Below are 26,065 nucleotides of genomic sequence, written 5' to 3' on the forward strand. Positions count from 1 at the left end.
CTGGTCGTCACCGCGAGCACCGGTGTCGTGCTGACGGCCGCACGGGGTGCGCCCGAAATCAATTCGGATGCTGGCGCGGCGCCGTCCACCGGCACGCCTCGCCGTTGAGGCGCCGCACCAGCATCACGATCATTGGAATCTGAGCAATCAGAACTACCGTGTGCATCAAGTAGTGGTGCGAGTTCTCGAACGACGACTGCCACGAACCGCGCGGGAGGACGCCGACAAGCACGATGACCACCATCACCCAAGCGCAGACCATCAATGCCCAGGAAGCCGCGGAACGGAATCTCGGGATGAAGGCCAGCAGCGCCAGACCGACATACACCACCACCGGCGCCCAGTAGACGATCGGTCCCAACGACGTACCGTCGACATCCTGGTGGTTATGGATATGCGTGCCGCCGACTGCAACGACCGCAAGCGCCAACAACATCAGGTCGCTGCGCAGGGTTCCCTGGGAACCCGCTGATCGCGGCGAATCGACCGCGCGCGCTCCAAAAGCCACCGGAACGTCGTCCTTCCGTGTTGGCCGAACTCGAACCGACCCCGTGCGTCCTACTCCCCGCCCTACCTACTCCCAGAGAATCCCACACTGGCGATCAGAACTAGGGACCAAAGTATCTAGTTACCGAAAATCGGTGCCGTTTATGGTGATTGACCGATTACCGGTCGCTGCCCCTCGCCCCGGTCGACGCGAATCGGTCTTTCTCCAACGCCCCGCACTCCCGTGCGCGCAGCACGCCGAACACGATGAGGCCCTGCCCCGCCGCGTACGTCGCCATGACCGCCGGCCCGAACCACCCCGGCGCAGCGTCGGGCAGAAAGATCCGGAAGGCCAGCAAGGAGTCACTGACGAGGAACAGCGCCCCGCCGATCGCCACCACCGCGTTCGATCGGGCAGCGGTCGCCGCGGTGCCCGCGAGCACGACGCCGTACATCGCCAGCGCCACGAACAATCCGCCCGCATGCGGACCGACCACCGCCAGCATCGCGATCCACCAGCACACGTAGACCAGCGTCCACCGCGGTTGTCGTCGGCTCGGAATCACGCGCACGAACAACACGATGTACACGAGGTGTGCGACACCGAAGAAGCCGAGCATCAGCGGCAACTCGGGACCGCCGGGAAAGAAGGTCCCGGCGCCGTCGCCGAGCCATGAGAAGAGCAGCGCGAACAGCAGCAGGGCCGTCGTCGCGCGGCTCCGTGTCGAGCCCGCGGTCATGACCACCGGCACGGCCAGGAACGGCATGAGGAGCAACTTCGTCGGCCCCGCGATCGGACTCTCGACAGCAAGTGCCACGACATGCACCACCGCGACGATCACATACAGAGCCCACGCCAAATACAGCGCCCACGCCGACGCAACGCGATTCGCGGAGTTCATGCCGGCGACAGTAGCGAACTGCGCGCGATGACTCGGCCGGTTCGCGCGCGACCGGATCGGCTCAGGATCGCGGAGTCAGAATCACCACGGGAATGTCGCGGTCGGTGCGCCGCTGGTAGCCGTCATAACCGCTGTTGGCCTTCACCAGGATCGGCCAGAGTCGCTTCTTCTCGTCCGCGTCGGCACGACGGGCCGTCCACGGTGTGGTCGCCTCGTCGACCGTCACCTCAACGTCTGGATGTGCGACGAGGTTCTTGAACCAGTCCGGATCGACGGAGTGGCCGCCCTTCGACGCCACCACGACGATGCGATCGGGCTCGTAGATCGGCGCGGTCAGCATCGTCGATCGCCGCTGCCCCGACTTTCGCCCGATCGTGTGCAGCTCCAAAGTCTGCATACCCAGCAGCTTCTTCGGGAATCGGCCGCCAGTGACGGCGAGGAGGGTGCGATGGCCGTTTTCGAGAAGCCACGCGCCGGCGGAGGCTCCAAAGTCCGAGATCGTCATCCGTCGATCTTCATGCAACGGCACCGAGAAGTCGATGAGCAGTGCGTCCCGAATCCGGCGCATTGTGTGCCGCCTCACGGTTCCGTGTTAGCCTCGAGCAAACTAGAACACGTTCTAGTAGTCCTGGATGCGCTCGCCCGAGTCGGCATCTCGCTCGAACCGAAGGATGAATATGAAGGTCGCGGTCACCGGAGCAGCCGGATTCGTCGGCACCAATCTCGTCAATCAGCTCGTCGCCGACGGGCACGACGTGGTCGCGATCGACCGCATCTCCCCCGCACACGGACTCGATCACCCGAACGTCACGTGGACCGCGGCGGACATCTTCGACCACGACGCGATGGTCGCCGCCTTCGACGGCGTCGACACCGCGTACCACCTGGTCGCGATGATCACGCTGAAGCAGAAGGACGAGACCGCCTGGCGCGTCAACACCGAGGGCGTCGCCACCACCGCCCGTGCAGCCCTGGCCGCCGGCGTGCGCCGCTTCGTCCACTGCAGCTCGATCCACTCATTCGACCAGTACACCGAGTCCGGCACTGTCGAAGAGACCTCGGCGCGCTCCGAGGACCCGGCCCTTCCGGTCTATGACCGCTCCAAGTGGGCCGGCGAGCAGGAACTGCGCAAGGTCATCGACGAGGGCCTCGACGCCGTCATCTGCAACCCGACGGGCGTCTACGGCGCCGTCGACTTCGGACTCTCGCGCATCAACGGCATGCTGCGCGACGCCGCCCAGGGCAAGGTCCCACTGTTCGTCGAGGGCACCTTCGACCTCGTCGACGTTCGCGACGTCGCCCGCGGCCTGGTCCTCGCCGCCGAGAAGGGTCGGACCGGTGAGAACTACCTGATCGGCGGCTCCGATGTCCGGCTGATCGACGCGATGCGCACTGTCGCAACCCTGTGCGGCCGCTTCCGCCCACTGTTCGCCGTGCCGCTCGGCGTCATCAAGGCCATCGTCCCGATCGCCGAACCCATCAGCCAGGCCCTCGGCTCCGACCTCGTCTCGCGAGCATCGATCGCAGCCCTCATCGCCCAGCCGACCGTCGACATCACCAAGGCACGCACCGAGCTCGGCTACGAGCCCCGCCCGTCTGACGAGACCCTGGCCGACCTCGTCGCCTTCCTGTGCGACTCGAAGCAGATGGGCTCGGCCAAGCCGAAGTCCGGCCAGCATTTCGAGCCGCTCCCCGTGCCCGAACTCTCCGCCCAAGCGGACTAACCTCCAGCCAGCCCTTTCGAGCAGTGCCTGCGACCCGAGCGGTCGCAGGCACTGCTTGCTTTCCGCCCACCGAAGCGGCCTCGCGTCCCGCCAGTCCGTTCTCTTTTTTGCGATTCTGTATCAATACTTTTGCGACACAAGGGGAGTTGCAACCCAATCAACAGCGAGATAGTCAGATGATTCGCAACTCAGGCGAACCCTTCTGTCTCAGATTTGATCGTCGTGTCGCAACCTGATTCGCAGAACTTATGCGATAAGCTGCCTGCATGACCATCGACACCGGAACCGGTGCCGCCTACCAACTCGGTTATGCGCGGAGCAGCGGCCCAGCGGGCGGCCTCGAATCTCAGATCGACGCACTCGTCGACGTCGGCGTCGAACCCGCACGGATCTACAGCGACAAAGCCGACGACACCTCCCCCACCGCGGCACGCTCCGGCTGGGCGGCGCTGCTCGCCTACGCACGCCCCGGCGACACGACCGTTGTCGTCGGCATCGACCGATTGGGCCGAACAGCACCCGAGGTACTCGCGAGCACACTGGAACTGACCCGGAGGCAGATCGGCCTCCGCTCACTGCGTGAAGGCCTCGATTCCGAGGACCCTGTCGGCGCAACGATCATCAACGTCCTCGCCTCACTCGCCACAATCGACGAAGAGGCCGGCGGCAGTCGCGGAGAATCCGCGCGCCGCGCCCACGGTGCGACGGTCGGCCGCCCACGCGCGCTCGACGAAGCGCAGATCGCCGTCGCAGAACGAATGCGCGCCGCCGGCCACCCCGTGCCGCGCATCGCATCAGAACTCGGCGTCAGCCGCGCAACCGTGTACCGCACCCTCGCTGATCGGAGAGCGAATCGATGACCGCTCAGCCCACCGACCTTCCCGATCTGGACATTCACACCGAGCACGGCGTCGTCACTCGCCTGCCGACATCGTTCCCGCTCGCCGATCCGGAACGCGACGCCGACCTCGACCCCGACGTCTTCCAACGCGGCTTCGACGAGGCCCTGGCCCATCTCGCCCAGTTGCCTCCCTCGTGGGCGCGCCACTACGCCGCGACCACTCTCGATCAAGCACCGGACACCACGAGAGACCCGAGCTACACGCGAGGCCACCGCGCAGGCATGTACGGGTACCTGCGGCACGGGTAGTGGGAGGCACTTGGCTCCGCGCTAAGAGGTATCGGACCGGTCACCGGACTTGAACCTCCGTCGAGGCGAGCGACATCAGCGATCCGACCTACCACCGAAGATCGAACTCTCCACTCGGTACAGATCGTACGCACCAAGATGTACTGCAAATAGTCCGCCCACTGCAGCAATCGGAATCACATAGCATGTCAGATCGCCGTCGATTACGAAGAACTCGTCAATCTCGCCCGGACAATACACCTGCCGACGGCGACCCGACGTCGAGAGATAGACCTTCCAACTGCCACCCGCACGGACAGTCGTCGTCTTCACCTGCACCTTGCAGGGTTTTCCTTGCTGTCGATCGACGACAAGCAGGTCATAACGCGATGGTTCGAGCGGCCACGACACATTGTGTCCGCACAAGGTGTACCAAGTGGCGGCGAGGAGCGGCCCAGCGCGCGAAAGGTTCGCGAGGTCAGGCATAGGTACGCTCCCGGCGGCTGGGTCTTCGATTTCACTGTCGAGATGCGCCGTGTCCAGGCTCATTCGTCGCGCATGTCCCCGAATTACGCCGGTGTCCGGAGGCTCTTCTACAATCAGTTTCGTGGCGACTTCGTCCCATGTTTCAGAGGTCGCGACGGCCGCACGAAACCCGTCGCCCGCCCACAGCCGCTGACCGACGAAATGACTTGCGTCAGCGCCCAGTTTGTCGGCATGCGACCGAACCGAACCGATCGACGCCGCGGAAGTACCGGCTAGTCCCAAGCGGCGAAGAACACCACGCCATGATCTCGACTGTGCGACTGCGGCGAGTAGCTGCTGGTCTGAATAAGTTCTGTCGCGGCCCATGCGCTCAAGGTATTCCGCGTGTACGACAATGGCTGATTCGAACTCGCGCCAGAGACGCCATAAAATTGGGCGCCTAACCCACAAACGACAATGACCAGCACATAAGTGCTGGTCATAACGTCGGGCTGACAGGATTTGAACCTGCGACCACCTGACCCCCAGTCAGGTGCGCTACCAAGCTGCGCCACAGCCCGTTGCCCCGTCGAGCGGAGCGAATTCACCTTAGCTTACGAAGAGGTTCCACTACTAATCGCCTGCATAGGACGGTGTTTCAGAAAATCAGATCGCCCAGCTTCCCTGCTTCGATCTCCGCCTACGACTCGCACGCGACGCCGTCATCGTCGCGGTCGAGATGGCTCCCGTAGCCAGGCGAACCCCGGTAGAGCGGCGCGGCGCCCGCATCGCGGGCTTCGGAGCAGTTGGCGTAGTACGCACTCGGTGCCTCCTCCGTCGTTCGCGGCACCAGCGGCACTACGCGCTGCGTCGTCCGTTTCGGTTCGACGTCGCGCGGCTTGCGGGTTGTCTCCGGAGTGGTCTCCTCGGTGGTCGTCGGCTCGCTGGTCGTCGCGGCCCGCATTCGGGTGGGCGTCTTGGTGACGGTGACGGTCTCGGTCGCGGTCCGCATCTTCGTCACGGTGCTCGGCGCCGCAGCTTTCGTGGGCTCGTCGCCGCCCATCGCATTACCGATTCCACACGAGACGAGGAGCGCGAACAACGCGCCGACACCGATCACGGCCTTCCGCTTGCTGCTGAACCTCTCAGACATGGGCCCAGGTACTTGGTACGATATTGCCGGATGGTCGCACATCGCATGAGCGATCCGGCAGATACCAGTCAGGTAGGTACGAACGGGCTACGCGCGCACTCGTTCGTGCGCGTCGATTCGTCGATCGACCGGGTGCTATCGTGCCCGAATGCCGAGCACGCAGGTCGAAGTCCGCCGAACATATCCCGCCGAGGTCGAGGGCGCCATTCTCGACGCCGTCCACGACTCGCTGGTCGCCGCGTTCGCGATTCCTATTGAAGACAAGCATGTGCGCCTCGTCGTCCATGAACCACATCGCTTCGCCGTGCCGCCGACACTGAGATCGCCCGAGGCGTACACGTTGGTCACGATCGACTGCTTCGCCGGCCGATCTGTGGATGCCAAGCGCGCGCTCTATCGCGAGGTCACGGACCGCCTGGAGGTCCATGGGATTCCCGCCGACCACGTCACCGTCGTGGTCCGTGACATCGAGACCGCGAACTGGGGCATCAGCGGAGGACACGCCGCGTGCGACCTCGACCTGGGGTTCGACATCCACGTCTGACCCTGCGGCACCGGCGACACAACACCCGATTTGAGCCATTTGCGCCGCACCGATCTGACAAACTGCGCACGTGCGTCCCTCTCTCGCTCCTCGCCGAGCGCTAGCCGCCACTGAGCGCCGGGTGGTCCCGTCATGACCCTCCATACCTCCGACCTGCCCACCTGGTTGACCGTCATCGCCTGGGTGAGCATCATCCTGGGCGCGCTCAGCGCCATCGGTGTGGCGATCGACGTTCGCCGACGGCCCCAGCCGATGCGGGTGATGGACCTGGTGTGGCCCATCTGCGCACTGTTCGGCTCCCTTCTGTGGGTCGCCGCCTACCTGTGGTGGGGCCGCGCCGCCGCGCCCGACGCGGGCGCTGAGCCGACGGCCTCCCCCGGCGCGTCAGACTCGGGCGACGACGCCCCGAAGGATGCGCACGCGATGACCGGCATGACCATGAAGGGCATAGACATGCCAGGGATGGACATGGCCGGCATGTCGATGAAGCCCGCACTCGGACTGTCGGCAAGCCCCACTCCCGACCGGTGTCGGTGTTCGTCGGCACCAGTCATTGCGGCGCCGGATGCTCGCTCGCCGACTCGATCGTCGAGTGGACGGTGTTCGCGCTCCCGTCGATCGCCGTGATCGGCGGCATGGGCTGGCTGTTCTCCAATCAGATCTACGCCACCTGGGTGATCGCCTACGTGGTCGCGCTGGCGATCGGCATCACCTTCCAGCTGTCGGCGTGGCAGATCGGCACGATGGTCGCAGGCTTCTGCACCGCCTACCCCGTCAACTGGTGGCTCATCAAGGTGGGCATCAAGGAGCCCATGTGATCCCGGCCGGTCGGCCGCATCGTGATCGACGACCGCTGATGGTGGTACGGAGCACGACAGCGGCCGAGGACACTCGTCCTCGGCCGCTGTGGTCGCCTGCGCCTACTTCTTGCGCAGCTCGCGCTTGTCGCGCACGCGGACATTGATCCGGACCGGCGAACCGTCGAAACCGAACTGCTCGCGCAGCTTGCGCTCCAGGAAGCGACGGTAGCCCGCCTCGAGGAAGCCCGTGGTGAACAGCACGAAGGTCGGCGGACGCGTCGCGGCCTGGGTCGCGAACATGACGCGGGGCTGACGACCACCGCGCACCGGCGGCGGCGTCGCGGCGATGATGTCCTTGATCCACGAGTTCAGCTGGCCGGTGGAGATCCGCTTGTCCCATGACTCGAGCGCGCCCTCGAGTGCCGGGACCAGCTTCTGCACGCTGCGCCCGGTCATCGCCGAGATGTTGACGCGGCGAGCCCACGGCACGCGCGAGAGCTCGCGGTCGATCTCGTTGTCGAGCTCGTACCGGCGGTCCTCGTCGACCAGATCCCACTTGTTGAACACGACCACCAGCGCACGACCGCTTTCGATGATCATCGAGAGCACGCGCAGGTCCTGCTCGGTGACCGGCTGGCTGGCGTCGATCAGCAGCAGTGCCACCTCGGCCGAGTCGAGCGCCGCCCGGGTACGCAGCGACGCGTAGTACTCATGGCCGGTGGCCGTGCGGACCTTGCGACGCAGCCCCGCGGTGTCGATGAACTGCCACGGCTTGCCGCCGAGCTCGATCAGTTCGTCGACCGGGTCGACGGTGGTGCCCGCGACATTGTCGACCACGGCGCGTTCCTCGCCGGCGAGCTTGTTCAGCAGCGAACTCTTACCGACGTTGGGCTTCCCGACCAGGGCGACGCGTCGCGGACCTCCCGCGGCGAATCGCTCGCGTGGACTCTCGGGCATCGCTTCGACGATCCGATCGAGCAGATCGCCGGTGCCGCGCCCGTGCGCCGCCGAGATGGGGTGCGGCTCGCCCAGGCCCAGCGACCACAGCGACGCGGTCTCGGCCTCCAGACGCTCGGAGTCGACCTTGTTCGCCGCCAGCAGCACCGGCGTCTTGGACCGGCGCAGCACGCGGGCCACCGCCTCATCCGTCGCGGTGGCGCCGACCGTCGCGTCGACGACCACGACGATCGCGTCGGCGGTCCGCATCGCGTACTCGGCCTGGGCCGCGATCGCCAGCCCCATGCCCTTGGCGTCGGGCTCCCAGCCGCCGGTGTCGGTCACCATGAACTGGCGCCCGATCCATTCGGCCTTGTAGGAGACGCGATCCCTGGTGACGCCGGGGACGTCTTCGACCACCGCCTCGCGGCGACCGAGGATACGGTTCACGAGTGTCGACTTGCCGACGTTGGGGCGGCCGACGATCGCGACCACGGGCAGGGCGACACTCTCGCCCGATGCGTCGTCGGAGAGGAAGTCCGACAGGTTCCAATCGCCCTCGTCTGACCACGTGCCGTCGCCGGCCATGGTCAGATCGGCGCTGGCTGATGAGAAGTCGTCGGTCACGGGCGGACTCCGATTCGCTCGGCGACCAGCTCGGCGAGCCGGTCGATCACTTGCTCTTGGGTCATGTCACTGGTGTCGATCCTCACGGCGTCGTCGGCCGGGCGCAACGGCGAGACGGCGCGCGTCGAATCGAGATGGTCGCGGCGGGTCACACTCTCCAGGACCTCGGCGAGGATGCTCTCGCGGCCGGCCGCCAGATTCTGCCGGTGACGCCGCTCGGCGCGGGCTTCCGGCGTCGCGGTCAAGAAGACCTTGAGTGCGGCGTTCGGGAACACCACGGTCCCGATGTCGCGCCCTTCGACGACGAGGAACGCGTCGCGCGCATGGCTGCGTTGCAACTCGACGAGCTTGGTTCGCACGTGCTGGTGAGCCGAGACCGCGGAGACGGCAGCGGTCACCTCGTCGGTGCGGATCTCCCGCGAGACGTCGTCGCCGTTCAGGAAGACGGCGGTCTCACCGTCGTCGACGGTCAGTCGGATGTCCGCCGCGTCGACGATGCCGTCGACGTCGGTGCTCTCGGGCGCCACGCCCGCCCGAAGGACCGCGAGGGTCGCGGCGCGGTACATCGCGCCGGTGTCGAGCATGTGCGCTCCGATGCGGTCTGCCAGACGGTTCGAGACGGTCGACTTGCCGGTGCCTGCGGGGCCGTCGATGGCGACGACCTTCAGCGTGTCGGCGGAGGCCGACGAACTGTGGTTCGTCACATCCCCACCCCCTTGTACAGCGCCCCGATCTCCTTCTTGTCCAGCGCGCGCAGGCTGCCCGGGCGCTGCTTGCCCAGCGACACCGGACCGATGTCGGTGCGGACCAGGCGGATCACCGGGAAGCCGACCTCCGACAGCAGGCGACGGACCACGCGCTTACGACCCTCGTGCAGGGTCAGCCGAACCAGCGACTCGCCCTGATGGACTTCGAGGAGCGCGAACGAATCGACCGAGACGGGGCCGTCCTCGAGCTCGACGCCCTGGCGGAGTTTGCGGCCCAGGCCGCGGCCGACCTCACCGCGCACGGTGGCCAGGTAGGTCTTGGGGACCTCGTACGACGGGTGCATCAGTCGGTGCGCCAGTTCGCCGTCGTTGGTGAGGAGGATCAGGCCCTCGGTGTCCGCATCGAGACGACCGACGTGGAAGAGCCGCTGTCCGGCCATCACGCGCTCGGCGACCAGATCACCGATGCAGGGACGTCCCTGGTCGTCGCTCATCGTGGAGTGCCAGCCCTTGGGCTTGTTGAGCGCGAGGTACTGCTTGGTCTCGTCGATCACAACGCGGGCGCCGTCGACCTTGATGATCGCGGTGTTCGGGTCGATGCGGAGCCCCTGCTCGAGGACCACTTCGCCGTCGACCTCGACGCGACCGGCGGCAATCAGTTCTTCCGCGCCGCGACGCGAGCCGACGCCTGCGGCGGCGAGCACCTTCTGCAGTCGCATGCCGTCGGCGACGTACGTCGCGCCGTCGCCGTCGAACTCGACGAGCTGGTTGCGCGCGGGCTTGGAGTTGTTGAGCCGGATCTTGCCGGTCTCGGCGTCGACGCGGGAACTGCCCTTGCGATGCGGCTTGCGGGTCGACTGCTGATGCTGGCCTGCCCCGCGGCGCTCGCCTGCGGGGCCGCCGCGCTTGCCTGCGGGACCACCCTTGCGGCCTGCGGACTCACCGCGACCGGAGGCCTTGCCTCGGGGGTTCAGCTTGTCCTTGTCGCGGCTGCTCTTATCGCGGCTGCTCTTGTCACGACGATCGTTGTCGCGTCGTTTTCCCGGTGTGCCGTCTCGGCTAGCGGATGCCATGAAGTGTCCTTCAGCTGTATTTGGTTTCGGTCGACGTCCCGGACCGCTGGACTAGCCCTCGTCGGCTTCTGCCAGCATCTTCGCCGAGACGTCAACCTCTGATTGTGCCTGGCCACCGGCTAGTTTGGCGAATCGCGGATCGTCGAGCAGTTCGTCGCCAAGGTCGTCGATGGCGTCGACGCCGGGCAGCAGCGGCGCGATGTCCGGGAGGTCGCCCAGCGAAGCCAGGCCCAGTCGCTCCAGGAACAGTTCGGTCGTGACGTACAGCGTCCCGTTGGTGGTCTCGTCGTTTCCGGCGTCGCTGATGAGACCGCGCGCCAGCAGGGTCCGGACCACTCCATCGACGTTGACCCCTCGAATCGCACTCACCCGAGCGCGCGTGACCGGCTGACGATAGGCCACCACCGCCAGCGTCTCGAGCGCCGCCCGGGTCAACTTGCTGCGGGTCCCGTCGAGGAGCAGCTTCTCCACATACGGTGCGTACTCGGAACGGGTGTAGAAACGCCAGCCGTCGCCGGCAAAGCGCAGGTCAATACCACTGCCGGCGGCGGTGAGGTCGGCGCTCATCGTGCGCAGCGTCTTGCGCACGCGCCGGCGTTCCTGCCCGAGCGCGGTCGCGAGTTCCTCGACCGTTGCGGGAGTGTCGACCACCAGCAGGACCGCCTCCAGCGCAGCGCGGAGTTCGTCGTCCTCGAGGTGCTCCCCCTCGTTGATCTCCTCCGCCTCCGCATCGACCGCGGCGTGCAGGAGGTCGAAGTCGGAGTCCCGGTTCGCCTCGGTTTCGGCACCCGGCTCTGCACCGGATGTCGCCGCCGTGCCGTCCTGCTCGTCGGTCATCCGTAGTCCTCCGACTTCTCGATGTTGATCTCTTCGGCGTCACGATCGCTGGTCCACGTGACTTTCAACTCACCGAGCGCCTCGAGCTGATCGAAGAGCACCGCGCGCTCCCGGTACAGCTCCAACAGACCGAGAAAGCGCGCCACCACTTCCAGACCCGACTCGCATTCGGCGACGAGCTCACCGAACGTCAACCATGCGCCCGGGACCGCCATCAGGAGTTCGGTGAGTCGCTTGGCCTGCTCCGGCACCGAAACCGTCGAGCCGTGCAGGTGGTCGAGCCCGACCTTCGGTGTCGGCTTGGGAATGAAGGCTGCCGCCGCGATCTCGGCGAACTGCTCCACCGTGACCCCGAGTTCTACCTCAGGAAGCAGATCCTCGAATCGGTCCTCGAGTGCGACGGCCCGGGGATAACGCTGCAGCGCAGCCGCCTCCAACTCGCCGAAGAGAACCGCGACCTGCTTGTACGCGCGATATTGCAGCAGACGGGCGAACAGGAGGTCGCGTGCCTCCAGGAGCGCCAGGTCTTCGGGATCCTCCACCTGCCCGGACGGCAACAGGCGCGCCGCCTTCAGGTCCAGCAGCGTCGCGGCGATCACCAGGAACTCGGTGGTCTGCTCCAGGTCGGCGTCCGGCCCGAGTGCCTTCGTGTAGGCGATGAAGTCGTCGGTCACCACGTGCAGCGCGACTTCAGTGACATCAAGACGGTGCTGGCTGATCAGGTTCAGCAGGAGATCGAAGGGACCGGAGAAGTTCTTGAGCTTGACCTCGAACTTGCCGCTCTCCTGCTGCTCCCCCGTCCCCGAGTCGGCCGAAAGCGTGTCGACCTCGGTCACGCGGGCGTCTCGTTGCGCGCGATGACCTCGCGCGCCAGGTCCCGGTACGCCCGCGCGCCAGAGGATTTCGGCGCCCACGAGGTGATCGGCTCGCCCGCGACCGAGGTCTCCGGGAACCGGACGGTGCGATTGATGACGGTGTCGTAGACCGCGTCGCCGAAGACCTCGACGACGCGACCCATCACCTCACGCGAGTGGAGGGTCCGTTGATCGAACATCGTCACCAAGATGCCGCCGAGTTCCAATCGCGGATTCAGCCGATCGTGCACCTTCTCGATGGTGTCGGTGAGCAGTGCCAGGCCGCGGAGGCTGAAGTACTCGCACTCCATCGGGATGACGACGTTGTCGGCGCAGGCCAGCGCGTTGACGGTCAACAGTCCCAGTGAAGGCTGGCAGTCGATCAGGATGTAGTCGTATCGGTCGGCCACCGGGTGCAGCGCACGGGCCAGCGCCTGCTCACGTCCGACCTCGGTGACCAGCTGGATCTCGGCGGCGGACAGGTCGATGTTGGACGGCAACAGGTCGAGGCCGTCGACGCGCGTCCGCATCAGCACGTCGTCGGTCGCCGCGTACGGCGGGATCAGCAGGTTGTGCACGGTCTCGTCGAGTTCGTGGTGCGCCACGCCGAGTCCGGCCGACAGCGCGCCCTGCGGATCCAGGTCCACCAGCAGCACGCGGCGGCCGCTCTCGGCCAGCGCAGCACCCAGGTTGATGGTCGAGGTGGTCTTCCCGACCCCGCCCTTCTGGTTGCACATGGCAATGATGACGGCGGGTCCGTGCTTGTCGCGCGGCTGCGGGTCGGGGATGTCGCGGTAGGGTCGGCCGGTGGGTCCGAGCTTGTCGGCGGGCACGTCGAGTTCACCCTGCTGCGCTTTGTCGCGGGGTATGGATGCACTCACCTGTTGATGCTCCTCCCCGGTTGTGCACGCCTGATCTTCGGTCCTCCCGATCCTAGTGCGTGGCGCAGCGACGACACGGCAGGCGCTCCGACACCTCGATCAGGCCACCGGTTCCGACACCATCGTGCGACGTCAGCACTGCCGTGGCGGCCGCCGAGCCGGCGCGCGATCCTCAACCTCGCCTTGAGGTCTGCCGTTGCGGGATGACCGTCCGACCGAGACATCGTTGCCGACAATCGATTTCGCGACGACCCCCGCCGCCACGAAATCGACCGTCCCGGCTCGCGCCCGGACAGTAGGCTGCGACCATGAGCGACTACGGTCTCGACCTTCAGTTCGGCGTCTTTCTCACTCCGTCTGCGGCAGTGCCGCAACAGGCGGTCGACCTCGCCCTCACCGCCGAGGACGCGGGCATCGACCTGGTCACCATCCAGGATCATCCGTACCAGCCGAAATTCCTCGACGCGTGGACGCTGATGACCTACATCGCGGCGCGCACCGAACGCGTCATCCTGTCGGGCAACGTCTTGAACCTCCCGCTGCGACCGCCCGCCGTGCTGGCGCGCGCTGCGGCCAGCATCGACCTCCTCTCCGGAGGTCGGTGCGAGCTCGCCCTCGGCGCAGGCGGATTCGTCGACGCGATCGCCGCGATGGGCGGGCCTCGGCGTACGGCAGGCGAAAGTCGTCGTGCGCTGGAGGAGGCCATCGACGTGATGCGCGCGCTCTGGGACACCGACGAACGCGGCGGGGTCCGGCTGCCCGGCGAGTTCTACCCGATCGACGGGGCCAAGCGCGGCCCGGCGCCCGCGCATCCGATCCGCATCACCATCGGCGCGTACAAGCCTCGCATGCTGGATCTGGTCGGCCGGAAATGCGATGGGGTGCTCCCCTCGCTGAGCTACCTGACCAACGGCGCCGCCGACCTCGCGGAGATGAACGCCGTCATCGACGCATCCGCCGTTGCGGCGGGACGCGACCCGTCGACCATTCGCCGCTATCTGAATCTCGGCGGAACCTTCCAGGGCACGCGCGACGGTCTGTTGACCGGGCCACCTGGGTCCTGGGCAGCGGATCTCGCCGGGCTCACGCGCGACTACGGCGTCACCGGTTTCATCTTCGCGACGGACGACGCCGACGAGATCGAGACGATCGGTACACAGGTGGCGCCGGCCACGCGGGAACTGGTGGCCGCCGACCGCAACCGCTGACGACGCGGATCGGCGACGCGCCGCTACCGCGCTCGCGGATGCGCCGTCGCATACACCTCGCGCATGGTGTTGACGGTGACCAGCGTGTAGACCTGCGTGGTCGTCACCGACGAGTGCCCGAGGAGTTCCTGCACCACCCGGACATCGGCGCCGCCGTCGAGCAGGTGCGTCGCGAAACTGTGGCGCATAGTGTGCGGTGACACCTCCTTCTCGACTCCGGCGCGCGCAGCGGCGTCGACGAGAACCTGCCAGGCGCTCTGGCGCGACAATCGGCCACCGCGAATGTTGAGAAACAGCGCGGGCGTCCCCTTCTTCGCGAGTGCGGGCCGACCGCGCACCAGGTAGGCCTCGACGGCCTCGACGGCAGGCCCGCCGACCGGGACGATCCGCTCTTTGCCGCCCTTGCCGCGAAGGATCACCGCACGGTGCTCCAGATCGAGATCGTCCAGATCCAGCGAGGTCACTTCCGAGATGCGCGCTCCGCAGCTGTAGAGGAGTTCCACCAGGGCGCGATCACGCAGACTCCGCGGCCCGTCGCCGACTCCCGCCGCGGCGATGATCGCCAGGACGTCATCGATCGTCAGTGACTTCGGCAGTCGTCGCGGCGGCTTCGGCGGCGACACCGAATGCGCCACGTCGGTGACGGTGAGACCCTCGGCAGCGCAGAACTTGTGGAAGCCCCTGGCCGCGACCAACGTCCGCGCCACCGAGGAGTCCGCGAGACCGGAGACGCCGTTGTCCGGGTCTCCGCGACGCAACGCGACCAGGAAGTCGCGGACATCCGCCTCAGTGATCGCGGGCATCGTGACGATGGTGCGGCCCGCGAGAAAGTCGCGGTACCGCTGCAGGTCCCGCCGGTACGACGTTATCGTGTTGGCCGCCGAGCCCCGTTCCACCACCAGGTGGTCGAGGTAGCGGGCGATCGCGTCGTCGACCGTCGGAGCTGCGCTCACCGGTGACTACTTGCGTGCCGCGAACGCGGTCGGCTGATCCTGCCATGGCGCGTCGGTTGAGCGCAGCGGTCGGTCGCTCGCGGCTGCGGCCGCTGCGGCGAGGACACCGGCGGCCGCCGTCGCGTTGACGATCTCGCCGCTCAGCGCCAAGTTCACCGCGTCGGCGAGCGGCACCCATTCCAGCACCATGTCGGCCTCTTCGTCCTCCCGCTCGGCTGCGTCGAGGTGATGCAGGCCTTCCGCGAGATAGACGCGCAGCGCTTCGTCGGTGAACCCCGGCGAGACGGCGAGGTCCACCAGCACCCGCCAGCGATCCGCCGCGAGATCAGTCTCCTCGGCCAACTCGCGCTGGGCAGCGGTCAACGGATCCTCGTCGGGTCCCCCGTCGAGCAGGCCTGCGGGAAGCTCCAGCAGTCGCCTACCGATCGGGTGGCGGTACTGACGGACCATCGCGATCCGCCCCTCGTCGTCTCGGGCGACGACCGCCACCGCCCCGTGGTGCTCCACCACTTCGCGGCGGGCGGTCCGACCACCGGGCATCTCGACGTCGTCGACGCGCAGGGCCAGGATCGCGCCCTCGTACACCGTCCGCGACGAACGCGTGACGAACTCGTGCCGATGCGACGGCGTCATACTCGGGCCGCCGTCACTCACCGTCGGCGGCGGCGACCGTGTCCACGACGTCCGTGGCGTCGTAGCCGTCGAGCTCCACCGGCAGTCGCACGGCGGTCTTGTACTTGATCGCAGCCTCGATGAACGACTTGAACAGCGGGTGCGGGCGCGTCGGTCGGCTCTTGAGCTCCGGGTGCGCCTGGGTGGCGACGAAGAAGGGGTGGACCTCCTTCGGGTACTCGACGAACTCCACCAGACGGCCGTCCGGGGAGGTGCCGGAGAACACCAGGCCCGACTTCGCGATGGTCTCGCGGTAGGCGTTGTTGACCTCGAAACGGTGCCGGTGACGTTCGCTGACCTCGGTGGTTCCGTACACGCGCGCCACCTGCGAACCGGGCAGCAGGGTGGCCGGGTACGCGCCCAGTCGCATGGTGCCGCCGAGGTCCGCGTCGCCGGCGACCGCGGCTTCCTGGTCGGCCATCGTGGCGATGACCGGCGATGACGTCTCCGGGTCGAACTCGGTCGAGCTGGCGTCGGCGAGCCCGGCCTGGCGAGCGGCCTCGATCACGACGCACTGCAGTCCCAGGCACAGTCCGAGGAGCGGAATGCCGTTCTCCCGGGCGTAGCGGATAGCACCGAGCTTGCCCTCGATGCCGCGGATGCCGAAGCCGCCGGGAACCAGGACCGCGTCGACGTCACGGAGTGCGGCATGCGCACCCTCGGGGGTCTCGCAGTCGTCGGACGGGACCCACGAGATCTCCGTGCGGGTTCGGTGCGCGAAGCCGCCTGCGCGGATGGCCTCGGTGACCGACAGGTAGGCGTCAGGCAGGTCGATGTATTTGCCGACCAGCGCCACCTTGACCGTCTCGCGGGGGCTGTGGACGCGGTCGAGGAGATCGCCCCACACGGTCCAGTCGACGTCGCGGAAAGGCAGACCGAGCTGGCGGACCACATATGCGTCGAGTTGCTCGGAGTGGAGGACCTTCGGGATGTCGTAGATCGACGGCGCATCGGGGGTAGAGATGCAGCCGTCGATGTCGACGTCGCACATCAGCGCGATCTTCTTCTTCAGCGCCTCGGGCACCGGGCGATCGCAGCGCAGGATCAGGGCGTCGGGCTGGATGCCGATGCTGCGCAGCGCGGCGACGGAGTGCTGGGTGGGCTTGGTCTTCAGCTCGCCCGACGGGGCCAGGTACGGAACCAGCGAGACGTGCAGGAAGAAGACGTTCTCCCGGCCGAGGTCGTGGCGGATCTGGCGCGCGGCCTCGATGAACGGCTGGGACTCGATGTCGCCGACGGTGCCACCGATCTCCGTGATCACCACGTCCGGCTCTTCGCCGCTCGCATCGGCGTCGTGCATCGCCATCATGCGGCTCTTGAGTTCGTCGGTGATGTGCGGGATCACCTGAACGGTGTCGCCGAGGTACTCGCCGCGGCGTTCCTTGGCGATGACCGTCGAATACACCTGGCCGGTGGTGACATTGGCCGACCCCGACAGGTTCCGGTCCAGGAATCGCTCGTAGTGGCCGATGTCGAGATCGGTCTCGGCACCGTCTTCGGTGACGAAGACCTCGCCGTGCTGGAACGGATTCATGGTGCCCGGATCGACGTTCAGGTACGGGTCGACCTTCTGCATCGTCACGCGCATGCCGCGGGCGGTGAGGAGCTGACCGAGGCTGGAGGCCGTCAGACCCTTACCGAGTGACGAGGCGACGCCACCGGTCACGAAGATGTGCTTTGCAGCGGTTCGATGGTCGCGCAATGATCGCAATTTTACTCCCGTCGGGCGGTTCAAGCCTGATGCGAACCTTGAATACCTACGGGACTTCAGCCTAACAGCACTTCGCCCGAATGCTGTCAGGAGCAGTGAACAACACAGTCACTCGGAGTGTCGCGAGGTTGTTCACCGCGCCTGCTGGACGCACTGCGGGCGGTCGTGATCACTTCGCCGGTTCGGCGCCCACGGTGATGACAGTGGCTCCGGGGCCGGTCCCGTACGCACCGGTCCGACCGTCCGATTCCTCGCCGAGGGCCAGGACCGAGGTGATCTGACCGGTCTGCTGCTCGATGTTGTCGACGGTGCTGACCGCGTTGTTCAGCGACGGGTCCGACCGCACCACACCGATCGGCGAACCGCCGGCCGCCGAACCGTCGCGGCCGGCGAGGACACCGCCCGAACCGCGCGAAGCCATAGCGGCCGCGAAGCGGCCGACGAACTGCCCCTGTGCTCCGGAATCCTTGGGCATCTCGCCGCCGGTCACCACGAGGACCAGGTCGGCGGGCTTGATCGCGCCCTCGGTGTAGTCCAGGAAGCCGCCCTGACGCAGGGTCTGCAGGGCCGTGGCTCGGTCGGCCTCCGCAGCCGGGCGAGCCCCCTCGCGGGACAGCAGCACCACGCCGAGCAGATCGCCGAGGCGCGATGCCGAATCGGTGTAGTCGACGCGCAGCTGCGCGCCGGTGGGGATCGACTGGTCGATGATCGTTCGCAGCTTCGACGCATCCTCATCGCGGACGAGGTTCGTCGTCATCGCCATCTGCCCGGAGACGGTTCCGCCTGCATCGTTGATCAGGCCCTTGATCGACTGGACCTCGGCGTCCGATGCGTCCGGGGACGTCACGACCAGCACACTGCGCTTGGCGAGCACGCCCTTGGTGAGCCGCGACGAGACACCGTTGATGAACGCCGTGTCGTTGCCGACCTCTTTCTCCAGAGCATCGCGCTCGTCCTGCAGATTGCTGATCCTGTCCCGATCGGTGCCGGTCAGCGCATTCATCCGGTCACCGATGAACCCTGACCCCAGGAAGAGTCCCAGAGTCAGGGCCAGGAAGATCGCGATCAGCGAGATTGCATGCTGACGCAGAGAGATCATTTCGTATTCCACACCCCGCCGACCCAGTCGGTCAGCGCATTCCATTGATCCGACACCCAGTCGCCGGCGGCCGCGCCGCCTCCCTGGGAGATGACGACCGCGGCGATGATCGCGATCAACGCAGCAATCATGAGCGCGGCGATCAACGCGCCGCTCACCCGACTGCGGTACAGCGTCGCGACCGCCTTGGCGTCGACCAGCTTGGCACCCACCTTGAGGCGGGTGAGGAATCGGGACGGGATCTGATCGCGCAGGGTTCGATCGAAGAAGTCGTTGAGCGAGCCGCTGTAGCCCGCGGTGACGATGAGATCGGCGCCGTGAAAGTCCGCCAGCAACAGGGCGAGATCACCTGCGGTGCCTGCCGCGGGGAAGGTGGTCGCTCCGATTCCGAGGTCCTGGATGCGCTCCAGGCCCGGCGCATGACCGTCCGGGTCGGCAGGCAGCACCACTTCGGCACCGGACTTGAGCGTGTCGGTGGTGATGTCATCGGGGTCTCCGACGATCACCGACGGCCGGTACCCGGCCTTGACGAGGGTGTCCGCGCCGGCACCGACACCGACGAGGACCGGTTGATACTCCTTGATGAACGGCTTGAGGGCCTTGAGGTCGGCAGCGCGATCAGATCCGTCGGCGACGATGACGACATGCCGATGCTCGAAGGTGACGTTGACCTTCGGCACGCCGACGCCGTCGACGAGGAGTGGCGACTCACTGCGAATGAACTCGATGCTGTTGCCGGAGAATGCCTCGAGATGGTCGACGAGCCCGGTCTTCGCGTCGAGCATCATGTCGGCGATCGCGCGCTCGTCGAGTGCCTCGCCGCGGGCGACAACGCGTTCGCCGATGTAGAGCTTGCCCTCATCGATCCGGACGCGCGTGCCGTCCTTGACTCGCGAGAACACCTCGCCCCCGACGTTGTCGAGCAGCAGGATGCCCGATGCCGCCAGCACCTCGGGCCCCAGGTTCGGATAGCGCCCGGTGATCGACTCCGACACGTTCACCACCGCGGCAACCTCGGCCTCGACGAGCGCGTCGGCGGTGACGCGGTCGAGGTCCACCTGATCGAGGATCACGATCGAACCGTGATCGGCACGGCGCGCCAGCCGTTTGGCGTCCTTGTCGATCCGGGCGATACCCGTGATTCCAGGGAGGGTTTCGGTGTTCCGCGAGAGCAAGGCTGGCATCCTCATGAGTCCCATAGTGACCTTGAGACTCATCAGTCACACGGAGGCGCGCCGTACCACTATGAACTTCTTTCACAGTGGAAACACCGGTCACGGCTGTCGCAACCGCGACGATCAGGCTTCCGTACGAGCCTGCTCCGCGGTCGACAGGAGTTCCTCCGCGTGTGCCCGGCCGGTCTCCGAATCGCCGAGACCGGCGAGCATCCGCGCCAGTTCGGCCACGCGCTCGTCGCGATCGAGCGTCGTCAGGGTCGACGTCTGGCGGCCTCGGTCGCCGCCGCCCGACTTGCCGATCACCAGGTGGTTGTCGGCGAAGGCCGCGACCTGCGGGAGGTGCGTCACCACGATCACCTGGTGACGGCGCGCCAGCCGAGCCAGGCGTGCACCGATCTGGACGGCGGCCGCTCCGCCGACCCCGGCGTCGACCTCGTCGAACACCATCACTCCGCCGGAATCAGGTTCGGCGAGAACGACTTCCAATGCCAACATCACGCGTGAGAGCTCTCCGCCGGAGGCCGATTTGGCGATCGGCAGCGGCGCGGCGCCCTTGTGGGCCACCAGCCCGAACTCCACCCGGTCGACGCCGTCGCCGCCGGCATGCGCGCGGTGTCCGTCGATCTCGACGGCGAGCCGGTCGTCGTCGGCGGGCAGCAGCGTCACCGTGACCGACATCGCGCTGCCGCCCATCGCCAGGCCGGTGAGCTCCGCGGAGACCTTGGTGGCCAGCCCCTTGGCGTACTTGGTGCGCTGAGCGTGCAGTTTGGTCGCCAGCTCGGCAACCTTGTCCCGGGCCGTGACCGATCGCGCCTCGAGTTCCTCGACGGCGCCTTCCGGGTCCTCGATCTGCGACAACCGGTGCTGAGCTTGATCGCGCCAGGCCAGGACCCCGTCGATGTCGGCGGCGTACTTGCGGGTCAACGACTTGAGCTCCGCCTGCCGGTTCAGAAGCGAATCGAGATCGCCCGCGTCCTCGGGCAGTCCACCGAGATACGCGGTCAACTCCGAGCCGAGGTCGGCGACCACGGTCAACGCCTCTTCGACCCGCGGCTGCAGGCCGCGCAGCGCCTCGTCCGACGCCGACTCCAGCAGTGAGCGCACGGTGCCCAGTCCGTCGACCACCGACATCCCCTCGGATCCGGCGACGATGTCCTGTGCGGTCACTGCTGTCCGCCGGATGTCCTCGAGATCGGTCATACGGCGAATGGTGGCGATGAGGTCCGCGTCCTCCCCCGGTTCGGGTGCGACGGCGTCGATCTCGTCGACACCGAACCGCAGCCGGTCGGCCTCCAGGGCGATGTCGCGGGAATTGGCGCGCAGGCGATCGAGTTCATCGAGCAGCGCCACCCATTCGGCTCGGGCGGCACGATACTTCGTCAAGGTCGAGGCGGCGGTGGCCCCCGCATAGCGGTCGAGCGCCGCACGCTGCTGTTCGGGGCGGATCAACCGGAGCTGATCGTTCTGTCCGTGAATCGCGAGGAGTTCACCGGTCAACTGCGCCAGCGTTCCGACGGGCACCGAACGGCCGCCGAGGTGCGCGCGCGACCGTCCGTCCGCGTTGACCGTCCGGGCGGCGATCAGGGTGTCGTCGTCGTCGATGTCCGCGCCGACTTCCTCGAGCACAGCGGCGACGGCCGACCGGTCTTCGGGAAGCCTGAAGCGGCCTTCGACGATCGCCTTCGGGTCGCCGGTGCGGACGCGTCCGGCATCGGCACGGCCACCGGACAGCAGACGCAGGCTGGTCACGATCATCGTCTTGCCTGCGCCGGTCTCGCCCGTCAGCGCCGTGAACCCGGGATGGAACTGGGCGCTCGCGGAGTCGAGGACGCCGAGACTGCGGATCGACAGTTCTTCGAGCACGAGGGGTTCAGCTCCTTCCACGCCAGCCGGTGACCGGCAGCGAGAACTTGGTGACCAACCGGTCGGCGAACGGCTCCGAGTCGATGCGCACCCAGCGCAGTGATCGCTGCGCCCGCACGACTTCCACGCGGGACCCTGCGGGGACGTCGAGCATCCGGCGACCATCGCAGAGGGCCACGCCGTCGCGGCCCTCACGATGTACTTCGACCGCCACTCGCGAGCGAGGGCTGGTGACCATCGGTCGCGCGAACAAGGCGTGTGCGTTGCTCGGAACCACGAGGATCGCTTCGAGATCCGGCCACATCACCGGCCCACCGGCCGAGAAGGCGTACGCCGTCGACCCGGTCGGCGTAGCGACCAGGATGCCGTCGGCCCCATAGGCTGCGACGGGTCGGCCATCGACTTCGGTGACGATCTCGAGGACGCCGTTGTGGGAGGTGTTCTGGATGACCACCTCGTTGAGGACCCAGTCCCGCGCGCGCGGCTCCACCGACCCCGGGTCGATGACGGCGACGTCGAGCACCATGCGGTCCACGACCCGGTACTCGCCACCGATCAACCGGTCCAGCACTTCGTCGATCCGATGCGCCTCGGCCTCGGCGAGGAAACCGATGTGCCCGAGATTGATCCCCATCAGGGGAACGCCGGCCGGATACGCCAGCTCGGCGGCGCGCAGGAACGTTCCGTCGCCCCCGAGCACCAGCACCAGTTCGCAGCCCTGAGCCGACGCGGAGTCCGCATGCGTCACCTCGACCTCGGCACCGGCATCGCGGAGCATCTGCGGATCGATCGGGTGCGTCTGTACATACGGGGCGGCCGGACGTCGGGTGTCGTGGTCGACGACGCGCAGCGCGATCCCCGCCTCGCCGCATCGTCGGGCGATGGTGATGAGCGTCGTGGTGACTTCGTCGCGACCGGTGTGCGCGACGACCAGGAACGTCCGGCGGTCGTTCGGCACGGGCTGTCGTTGCCCCATCGTCGTTCCCTCCCTACTGTGGGCCGTCGGCGACGGCCTGATCGATCAACCCGCGAACCCGGGCGCCCTCGACGGCGTCGGTCCAGCGTGTCGACGGTTCTGTGTCAACGGTATCGCCGGAGCTTTCGGGCCGCTCGACCGGCTCCGCGGCCTCGGTCGGCCGGTGGAGCCAGAGGAAGAACTCGACGTTGCCTGACGGGCCGGGAAGCGGGCTGGCCACCACACCTCGTGTCTCGAGGCCCAGCGAGTGGGCCAACGCCGCGACGTCCTCCACCGCATCGGCGCGCAACACCGGATCGCGAACCACACCGCCGGAGCCGACACGCTCCTTGCCCACCTCGAACTGGGGCTTGACCATCGGGAGCGCATCACCCCCCGGCCGCAGACACCCGGCCAGTGCTGGAAGGACCAGCTTCAAGGAGATGAACGAGAGGTCGCCGACGATCAAGTCGACGGTTCCGCCGATCAAGTCGGGCGTGAGGTGCCGGACGTTGGTGCGGTCGTGGATGTGCACGCGGTCGTCGGACTGCAACTTCCAGACCAACTGTCCGTAACCGACGTCGACGGCCTCCACCTCGCGGGCACCCCGCCGAAGCAGCACGTCGGTGAATCCGCCGGTCGAGGCGCCTGCGTCGAGGCAGCGCTTCCCGTCGACACGGACCCCGAGAGGCTCGAAGGCCTCAAGCGCACCCAAGAGTTTGTGGGCGCCACGGGACGCCCAGTCGTCGGACTGCACGTCGCTCACCACGATCGGGGTGTCCTTCGCGACGTTGGTGGCCGCCTTCGTTGCGAGCGTCCCGTTGACCTTCACGAATCCGGACTCGATGAACTCGCGAGCCTGCTCTCGGGATCGCGCCAGACCCCGTCGCACCAGTTCCGCGTCGAGTCGTGCACGCGCCGCCATCATCGCCTCTTCTCCGGGGTCGTGGACCTCTTGCTGTCGAAACTCTTGCCCTCGGGTCTATCGCTCTCGGGCTGCACGCAGTCGGACTCAGCCGCGTCCCGCGTCCTCCAACGCGGCCGACAGCTGATCGTGCGCCTGGGTGAGGACCTCCGCCTGGCGAGCCAGCGCACCGAGGTCGACCTCGTCGGCCGTCTCGCGGACCATGGCCGCCTCCGTCAGCAGGTGTTCGGCCGCGAGCAGTGACGGATGGTCGGAGGGATCGCCGACCGGCGCACTCCGCGCTGCAGCATCCGCAGCCATCGAAGCCGGGGAGGGCCCCGGCCGCGGTCCAGGCTGAGGGAAAGTCAGGTCACTCATAGCCACCCAAGGTTAACGCAGTGCGGTGAAGCCGAGTTCGGCCAGCGCCTCGGCCGAGGCGTCGTCTTCGGCCGCGATCCGCAGATCGAACGAGCCGACATCCGCAGTCCACACGGCATTGGCCAACGCCGCAGCCAACCCGGGGACGGTCCCTTCGCCTCGCGACGCCACGGAGACATGCTGCGCGTTGATCTCGATGCTCCACTCCGGACGCGGTCCGATCACCGAGTTCGACAGCGGATCGTTGAGCGCACCGAGATCTGCCGCAACATAGGTCGGGCGCTCCTCCGGGCGTGCCGCCACCAACTCGACGCCGGTAGTCACACCGCTGAGCACCAGCAGGCTGTCGATGCCGACGGTATGAGCGCCTTCGATGTCGGTATCGAGGCGATCGCCCACCATCAGCGGGCGCTGTCCGGTGGTGCGGGAAAGAGCCGAACGCATGATGGGCGCGGCCGGCTTGCCCGCCACTGCGGGCGTCGCGCCGGTGGCCGAGGCGATCGCTGCAACCATGGAGCCGTTGCCCACCAGCAGACCCCGTTCGGTGGGCAAGGTGGTGTCGACATTGGTCGCGATCCAGGCGGCACCCCGGCGAATGGCCAGCGCGCCCTCAGACAGCTGCGCCCAACAGGTCTCGGGCGAGTGTCCCTGCACCACGACCGCCGGCTCGTCGTCGGCCGACTCGACCACTTCCAGTCCCCGCGCGCGGATCTCGCCGCGCAGGGCCTCGGAACCGACGACGAGTACCTTGGCTCCGGCCTCAACGGTCTCGGCGACCAGACCGGCTCCGGCCTGCGCGCTGGTGACGACTTGCTCCGCTGTCGCCTCGAACCCGAGGCCGATCAAATGCTCTTGGACCTCCGCGGGCGTCTTGCTGGCGTTGTTGGTCACGAACAATGCCGAACCCTTGGTCGCGGCCACCGCCTCGATCGCCTCCGGGACGACCTTGGTACCGGTGTACAACGTGCCGTCGAGATCCAGGAGCAGTACGTCGTACTGTTCACCGAGCGTGGTCCGCACATCGACCGACGCCTCGCCGGCCTCGATGGTCGCGGCCCCCTCCAGCAGATCCATCAAACGGAACTCGGCGTCGGTCTCATCGTCGACGTCGGCCGACGCCGCGTTCTGGAACCAGGTGATCGCATCGCCGCGACGCCCCGCGGTCTCCAGAGACGATGCGTACGCGAAGAACAGACGTGCCGCGTCGGTGCCGACCCGGCCGGGGGTCAGATCCTGCGACGCGAACGCCTTCACCGCGGCTTCGGGTTCTCCGAGATCGATCAGTGCGCCGGCCTTGACGATCGTCATCTCCAGCAAGGTCTCGCCGGTCAGCGCCTTGGCTTCCTCGCTGTCGGCGATCTCGACGGCGCGCCGAGGCTGCCCCAGGCCGCGCTCGCTGTCCGCGATCAGTGGAAGAAGGAAGTCGCTGCCGCTCATCCGGCGTGCCGCACGGAGCTCCGTGAGCGCCTCGTGCCATTCACCGGCGGAGTAGGCGACGATGCCTGCGGTCTCGCGGACCACCGCGATGCGTGCTGCTCGAGCCCGAGCAGCACGAGCATGCTCGAGCGCTGCCTGCGGATCATCACCGAGCAGATCGGACGCCATCACCAGGTGTCGGGCGACCCGATCCGCCGTCGCCTTATCGAGCGCCTGAAGGTCGCGTCGGACCTCGGGATCAAGATCCGAGGCCTTCACCTCGTCTGGAATCCGCGGATCCTTCGCGTCCGCGTTATCCGCCGAACGACGCCCGCTATTGTTGCCGGCGGAACCCCGCCCTCCACCAGTCCTGCTCATAACCTTCTAATCTATTCGTCGTCTCGCCCTGCACCAAGTCGCAGTATCGCCACATGGGGCACAAATGAGGGAAGCGGGCACAAATGAGGGAAGCGGGCACAAATGAGGGAAGCCCCTGACCAACGAGTGGTCAGGGGCTCCCTGTAAATTTGTGTTCGGCGGTGTCCTACTCTCCCACACCCATTACAGTGCAGTACCATCGGCGCAGGTGGGCTTAGCTTCCGGGTTCGGA

At 67.1% G+C, this 26,065-nt stretch carries 28 protein-coding genes and 1 tRNA gene; 7 read left to right on the plus strand and 22 right to left on the minus strand.

What is annotated here, in order from left to right; translation table 11 throughout:
• Nucleotides 1-58 precede the first annotated feature (58 nt).
• From GX543_RS16680 to GX543_RS16690, 3 genes are all read right to left on the minus strand, one after another.
• Nucleotides 59-508, minus strand: coding sequence for a hypothetical protein (locus tag GX543_RS16680; protein WP_290853578.1), 450 nt, complete (start codon nucleotides 506-508; stop codon nucleotides 59-61).
• 157 nt (nucleotides 509-665) lie between these two features.
• Complete coding sequence (locus GX543_RS16685; RefSeq protein ID WP_290853579.1) at nucleotides 666-1,388, minus strand: lysoplasmalogenase; 723 nt, start codon at nucleotides 1,386-1,388, stop codon at nucleotides 666-668.
• 61 nt (nucleotides 1,389-1,449) lie between these two features.
• Complete coding sequence (locus GX543_RS16690) at nucleotides 1,450-1,893, minus strand: nitroreductase/quinone reductase family protein (protein WP_290853580.1); 444 nt, start codon at nucleotides 1,891-1,893, stop codon at nucleotides 1,450-1,452.
• Between the two features lie 172 nt (nucleotides 1,894-2,065).
• Here GX543_RS16690 and GX543_RS16695 point away from each other — a divergent pair, with 172 nt between their 5' ends.
• The 3 genes from GX543_RS16695 to GX543_RS16705 all read left to right on the plus strand — a co-directional run bounded on the left by GX543_RS16695 (nucleotide 2,066) and on the right by GX543_RS16705 (nucleotide 4,262).
• Nucleotides 2,066-3,112: an NAD-dependent epimerase/dehydratase family protein gene (locus GX543_RS16695; RefSeq protein ID WP_290853581.1), complete on the plus strand. Its 1,047-nt coding sequence runs from the start codon at nucleotides 2,066-2,068 to the stop codon at nucleotides 3,110-3,112.
• 266 nt (nucleotides 3,113-3,378) lie between these two features.
• The gene (locus GX543_RS16700; protein ID WP_290853582.1) at nucleotides 3,379-3,972 is read left to right on the plus strand and encodes a recombinase family protein; all 594 of its coding nucleotides are present in this window, start codon (nucleotides 3,379-3,381) and stop codon (nucleotides 3,970-3,972) included.
• On the plus strand, nucleotides 3,969-4,262 hold the full coding sequence (locus tag GX543_RS16705; protein WP_290853583.1) for a hypothetical protein: 294 nt from the start codon (nucleotides 3,969-3,971) through the stop codon (nucleotides 4,260-4,262). Before GX543_RS16700 ends, GX543_RS16705 begins: the two co-directional genes overlap by 4 nt.
• Nucleotides 4,263-4,337: 75 nt before the next feature.
• Here the strand turns inward: GX543_RS16705 and GX543_RS16710 are convergent, their stop codons facing one another.
• The 3 genes from GX543_RS16710 to GX543_RS16720 form a co-directional block, all read right to left on the minus strand.
• Nucleotides 4,338-5,093, minus strand: a complete 756-nt coding sequence (locus tag GX543_RS16710) for a hypothetical protein (protein WP_290853584.1) — start codon at nucleotides 5,091-5,093, stop codon at nucleotides 4,338-4,340.
• A 120-nt stretch (nucleotides 5,094-5,213) separates the two neighbouring features.
• A tRNA-Pro gene (locus GX543_RS16715) sits at nucleotides 5,214-5,287 on the minus strand.
• 119 nt (nucleotides 5,288-5,406) lie between these two features.
• Nucleotides 5,407-5,859, minus strand: coding sequence for an excalibur calcium-binding domain-containing protein (locus tag GX543_RS16720; RefSeq protein ID WP_290853585.1), 453 nt, complete (start codon nucleotides 5,857-5,859; stop codon nucleotides 5,407-5,409).
• A gap of 148 nt (nucleotides 5,860-6,007) precedes the next feature.
• On the opposite strand from GX543_RS16720, the gene GX543_RS16725 reads away from it, so the two are divergent.
• The 3 genes from GX543_RS16725 (at nucleotide 6,008) to GX543_RS16735 (ending at nucleotide 7,221) form a co-directional block, all read left to right on the plus strand.
• Complete coding sequence (locus tag GX543_RS16725; protein WP_290853586.1) at nucleotides 6,008-6,403, plus strand: tautomerase family protein; 396 nt, start codon at nucleotides 6,008-6,010, stop codon at nucleotides 6,401-6,403.
• A 132-nt stretch (nucleotides 6,404-6,535) separates the two neighbouring features.
• The gene (locus tag GX543_RS16730; RefSeq protein ID WP_290853605.1) at nucleotides 6,536-7,030 is read left to right on the plus strand and encodes a hypothetical protein; all 495 of its coding nucleotides are present in this window, start codon (nucleotides 6,536-6,538) and stop codon (nucleotides 7,028-7,030) included.
• Nucleotides 6,937-7,221: a DUF4396 domain-containing protein gene (locus GX543_RS16735; RefSeq protein ID WP_290853603.1), complete on the plus strand. Its 285-nt coding sequence runs from the start codon at nucleotides 6,937-6,939 to the stop codon at nucleotides 7,219-7,221. The genes GX543_RS16730 and GX543_RS16735 overlap by 94 nt, the downstream gene beginning before the upstream one ends.
• 102 nt (nucleotides 7,222-7,323) lie before the next feature.
• Here GX543_RS16735 and der read toward each other — a convergent pair whose 3' ends face one another.
• From der to GX543_RS16765, 6 genes are read right to left on the minus strand one after another with little or no spacing between them, the layout of a single operon-like run.
• Nucleotides 7,324-8,766: a ribosome biogenesis GTPase Der gene (gene der, locus GX543_RS16740; RefSeq protein WP_290853587.1), complete on the minus strand. Its 1,443-nt coding sequence runs from the start codon at nucleotides 8,764-8,766 to the stop codon at nucleotides 7,324-7,326.
• Complete coding sequence (gene cmk / locus GX543_RS16745; RefSeq protein ID WP_290853588.1) at nucleotides 8,763-9,470, minus strand: (d)CMP kinase; 708 nt, start codon at nucleotides 9,468-9,470, stop codon at nucleotides 8,763-8,765. The genes der and cmk overlap by 4 nt, the downstream gene beginning before the upstream one ends.
• The gene (locus GX543_RS16750; RefSeq protein WP_290853589.1) at nucleotides 9,467-10,546 is read right to left on the minus strand and encodes a pseudouridine synthase; all 1,080 of its coding nucleotides are present in this window, start codon (nucleotides 10,544-10,546) and stop codon (nucleotides 9,467-9,469) included. The genes cmk and GX543_RS16750 overlap by 4 nt, the downstream gene beginning before the upstream one ends.
• Nucleotides 10,547-10,597: 51 nt before the next feature.
• The gene (scpB, locus tag GX543_RS16755; protein ID WP_290853590.1) at nucleotides 10,598-11,383 is read right to left on the minus strand and encodes an SMC-Scp complex subunit ScpB; all 786 of its coding nucleotides are present in this window, start codon (nucleotides 11,381-11,383) and stop codon (nucleotides 10,598-10,600) included.
• Nucleotides 11,380-12,219, minus strand: coding sequence for a segregation/condensation protein A (locus GX543_RS16760; RefSeq protein WP_290853591.1), 840 nt, complete (start codon nucleotides 12,217-12,219; stop codon nucleotides 11,380-11,382). The genes scpB and GX543_RS16760 overlap by 4 nt, the downstream gene beginning before the upstream one ends.
• Nucleotides 12,216-13,118: a ParA family protein gene (locus GX543_RS16765; RefSeq protein WP_290853592.1), complete on the minus strand. Its 903-nt coding sequence runs from the start codon at nucleotides 13,116-13,118 to the stop codon at nucleotides 12,216-12,218. Before GX543_RS16765 ends, GX543_RS16760 begins: the two co-directional genes overlap by 4 nt.
• Nucleotides 13,119-13,426: 308 nt before the next feature.
• Between GX543_RS16765 and GX543_RS16770 the strand changes: the two genes are divergently transcribed.
• Nucleotides 13,427-14,326 carry an LLM class flavin-dependent oxidoreductase gene (locus tag GX543_RS16770; protein WP_290853593.1) on the plus strand — a complete coding sequence of 300 codons (900 nt, stop codon included), beginning with the start codon at nucleotides 13,427-13,429 and terminating at the stop codon, nucleotides 14,324-14,326.
• Between the two features lie 23 nt (nucleotides 14,327-14,349).
• Here GX543_RS16770 and xerD read toward each other — a convergent pair whose 3' ends face one another.
• The 10 genes from xerD to GX543_RS16820 form a co-directional block, all read right to left on the minus strand.
• Nucleotides 14,350-15,279 carry a site-specific tyrosine recombinase XerD gene (gene xerD, locus GX543_RS16775; protein ID WP_290853594.1) on the minus strand — a complete coding sequence of 310 codons (930 nt, stop codon included), beginning with the start codon at nucleotides 15,277-15,279 and terminating at the stop codon, nucleotides 14,350-14,352.
• A gap of 6 nt (nucleotides 15,280-15,285) precedes the next feature.
• On the minus strand, nucleotides 15,286-15,912 hold the full coding sequence (locus tag GX543_RS16780) for an NUDIX hydrolase (RefSeq protein WP_290853595.1): 627 nt from the start codon (nucleotides 15,910-15,912) through the stop codon (nucleotides 15,286-15,288).
• A 13-nt stretch (nucleotides 15,913-15,925) separates the two neighbouring features.
• Nucleotides 15,926-17,662 carry a CTP synthase gene (locus tag GX543_RS16785; protein WP_290853596.1) on the minus strand — a complete coding sequence of 579 codons (1,737 nt, stop codon included), beginning with the start codon at nucleotides 17,660-17,662 and terminating at the stop codon, nucleotides 15,926-15,928.
• Between the two features lie 169 nt (nucleotides 17,663-17,831).
• Nucleotides 17,832-18,761 (minus strand): copper transporter, encoded by a 930-nt coding sequence (locus GX543_RS16790; RefSeq protein WP_290853597.1) that lies wholly within the window; start codon nucleotides 18,759-18,761, stop codon nucleotides 17,832-17,834.
• Nucleotides 18,758-19,945 (minus strand): putative cytokinetic ring protein SteA, encoded by a 1,188-nt coding sequence (gene steA / locus GX543_RS16795; RefSeq protein ID WP_290853604.1) that lies wholly within the window; start codon nucleotides 19,943-19,945, stop codon nucleotides 18,758-18,760. Before steA ends, GX543_RS16790 begins: the two co-directional genes overlap by 4 nt.
• A gap of 114 nt (nucleotides 19,946-20,059) precedes the next feature.
• Entirely contained in the window at nucleotides 20,060-21,802 is a 1,743-nt protein-coding gene (recN, locus tag GX543_RS16800; protein ID WP_290853598.1) for a DNA repair protein RecN, read from the minus strand.
• Between the two features lie 7 nt (nucleotides 21,803-21,809).
• Nucleotides 21,810-22,778 (minus strand): NAD kinase, encoded by a 969-nt coding sequence (locus GX543_RS16805; RefSeq protein WP_290853599.1) that lies wholly within the window; start codon nucleotides 22,776-22,778, stop codon nucleotides 21,810-21,812.
• 13 nt (nucleotides 22,779-22,791) lie between these two features.
• A complete protein-coding gene (locus GX543_RS16810; protein ID WP_290853600.1) occupies nucleotides 22,792-23,682 on the minus strand; it encodes a TlyA family RNA methyltransferase in 891 nt (296 codons plus the stop codon).
• 87 nt (nucleotides 23,683-23,769) lie between these two features.
• Nucleotides 23,770-23,982: a hypothetical protein gene (locus GX543_RS16815; protein WP_290853601.1), complete on the minus strand. Its 213-nt coding sequence runs from the start codon at nucleotides 23,980-23,982 to the stop codon at nucleotides 23,770-23,772.
• A 69-nt stretch (nucleotides 23,983-24,051) separates the two neighbouring features.
• Entirely contained in the window at nucleotides 24,052-25,734 is a 1,683-nt protein-coding gene (locus GX543_RS16820; RefSeq protein WP_290853602.1) for an HAD-IIA family hydrolase, read from the minus strand.
• Nucleotides 25,735-26,065: the final 331 nt, after the last annotated feature.

This window comes from Gordonia sp. (in: high G+C Gram-positive bacteria) (assembly GCF_012515855.1).
GTDB lineage: Bacteria > Actinomycetota > Actinomycetes > Mycobacteriales > Mycobacteriaceae > Gordonia.

Bases quoted from the DNA above. Each gene is read 5' to 3' on its own strand.
- GX543_RS16700 (WP_290853582.1), top strand. From the start codon at position 3,379: ATGACCATCGACACCGGAACCGGTGCCGCCTACCAACTCGGTTATGCG.
- GX543_RS16810 (WP_290853600.1), bottom strand. From the start codon at position 23,682: ATGGCGGCGCGTGCACGACTCGACGCGGAACTGGTGCGACGGGGTCTG.
- GX543_RS16695 (WP_290853581.1), top strand. From the start codon at position 2,066: ATGAAGGTCGCGGTCACCGGAGCAGCCGGATTCGTCGGCACCAATCTC.
- GX543_RS16710 (WP_290853584.1), bottom strand. From the start codon at position 5,093: ATGGGCCGCGACAGAACTTATTCAGACCAGCAGCTACTCGCCGCAGTC.
- GX543_RS16805 (WP_290853599.1), bottom strand. From the start codon at position 22,778: ATGGGGCAACGACAGCCCGTGCCGAACGACCGCCGGACGTTCCTGGTC.
- GX543_RS16815 (WP_290853601.1), bottom strand. From the start codon at position 23,982: ATGGCTGCGGATGCTGCAGCGCGGAGTGCGCCGGTCGGCGATCCCTCC.
- GX543_RS16720 (WP_290853585.1), bottom strand. From the start codon at position 5,859: ATGTCTGAGAGGTTCAGCAGCAAGCGGAAGGCCGTGATCGGTGTCGGC.
- steA (WP_290853604.1), bottom strand. From the start codon at position 19,945: ATGCCAGCCTTGCTCTCGCGGAACACCGAAACCCTCCCTGGAATCACG.
- GX543_RS16790 (WP_290853597.1), bottom strand. From the start codon at position 18,761: ATGATCTCTCTGCGTCAGCATGCAATCTCGCTGATCGCGATCTTCCTG.
- GX543_RS16725 (WP_290853586.1), top strand. From the start codon at position 6,008: ATGCCGAGCACGCAGGTCGAAGTCCGCCGAACATATCCCGCCGAGGTC.
- GX543_RS16770 (WP_290853593.1), top strand. From the start codon at position 13,427: ATGAGCGACTACGGTCTCGACCTTCAGTTCGGCGTCTTTCTCACTCCG.
- GX543_RS16685 (WP_290853579.1), bottom strand. From the start codon at position 1,388: ATGAACTCCGCGAATCGCGTTGCGTCGGCGTGGGCGCTGTATTTGGCG.
- GX543_RS16750 (WP_290853589.1), bottom strand. From the start codon at position 10,546: ATGGCATCCGCTAGCCGAGACGGCACACCGGGAAAACGACGCGACAAC.
- GX543_RS16730 (WP_290853605.1), top strand. From the start codon at position 6,536: ATGACCCTCCATACCTCCGACCTGCCCACCTGGTTGACCGTCATCGCC.
- GX543_RS16690 (WP_290853580.1), bottom strand. From the start codon at position 1,893: ATGACGATCTCGGACTTTGGAGCCTCCGCCGGCGCGTGGCTTCTCGAA.
- scpB (WP_290853590.1), bottom strand. From the start codon at position 11,383: ATGACCGACGAGCAGGACGGCACGGCGGCGACATCCGGTGCAGAGCCG.
- GX543_RS16780 (WP_290853595.1), bottom strand. From the start codon at position 15,912: ATGACGCCGTCGCATCGGCACGAGTTCGTCACGCGTTCGTCGCGGACG.
- GX543_RS16705 (WP_290853583.1), top strand. From the start codon at position 3,969: ATGACCGCTCAGCCCACCGACCTTCCCGATCTGGACATTCACACCGAG.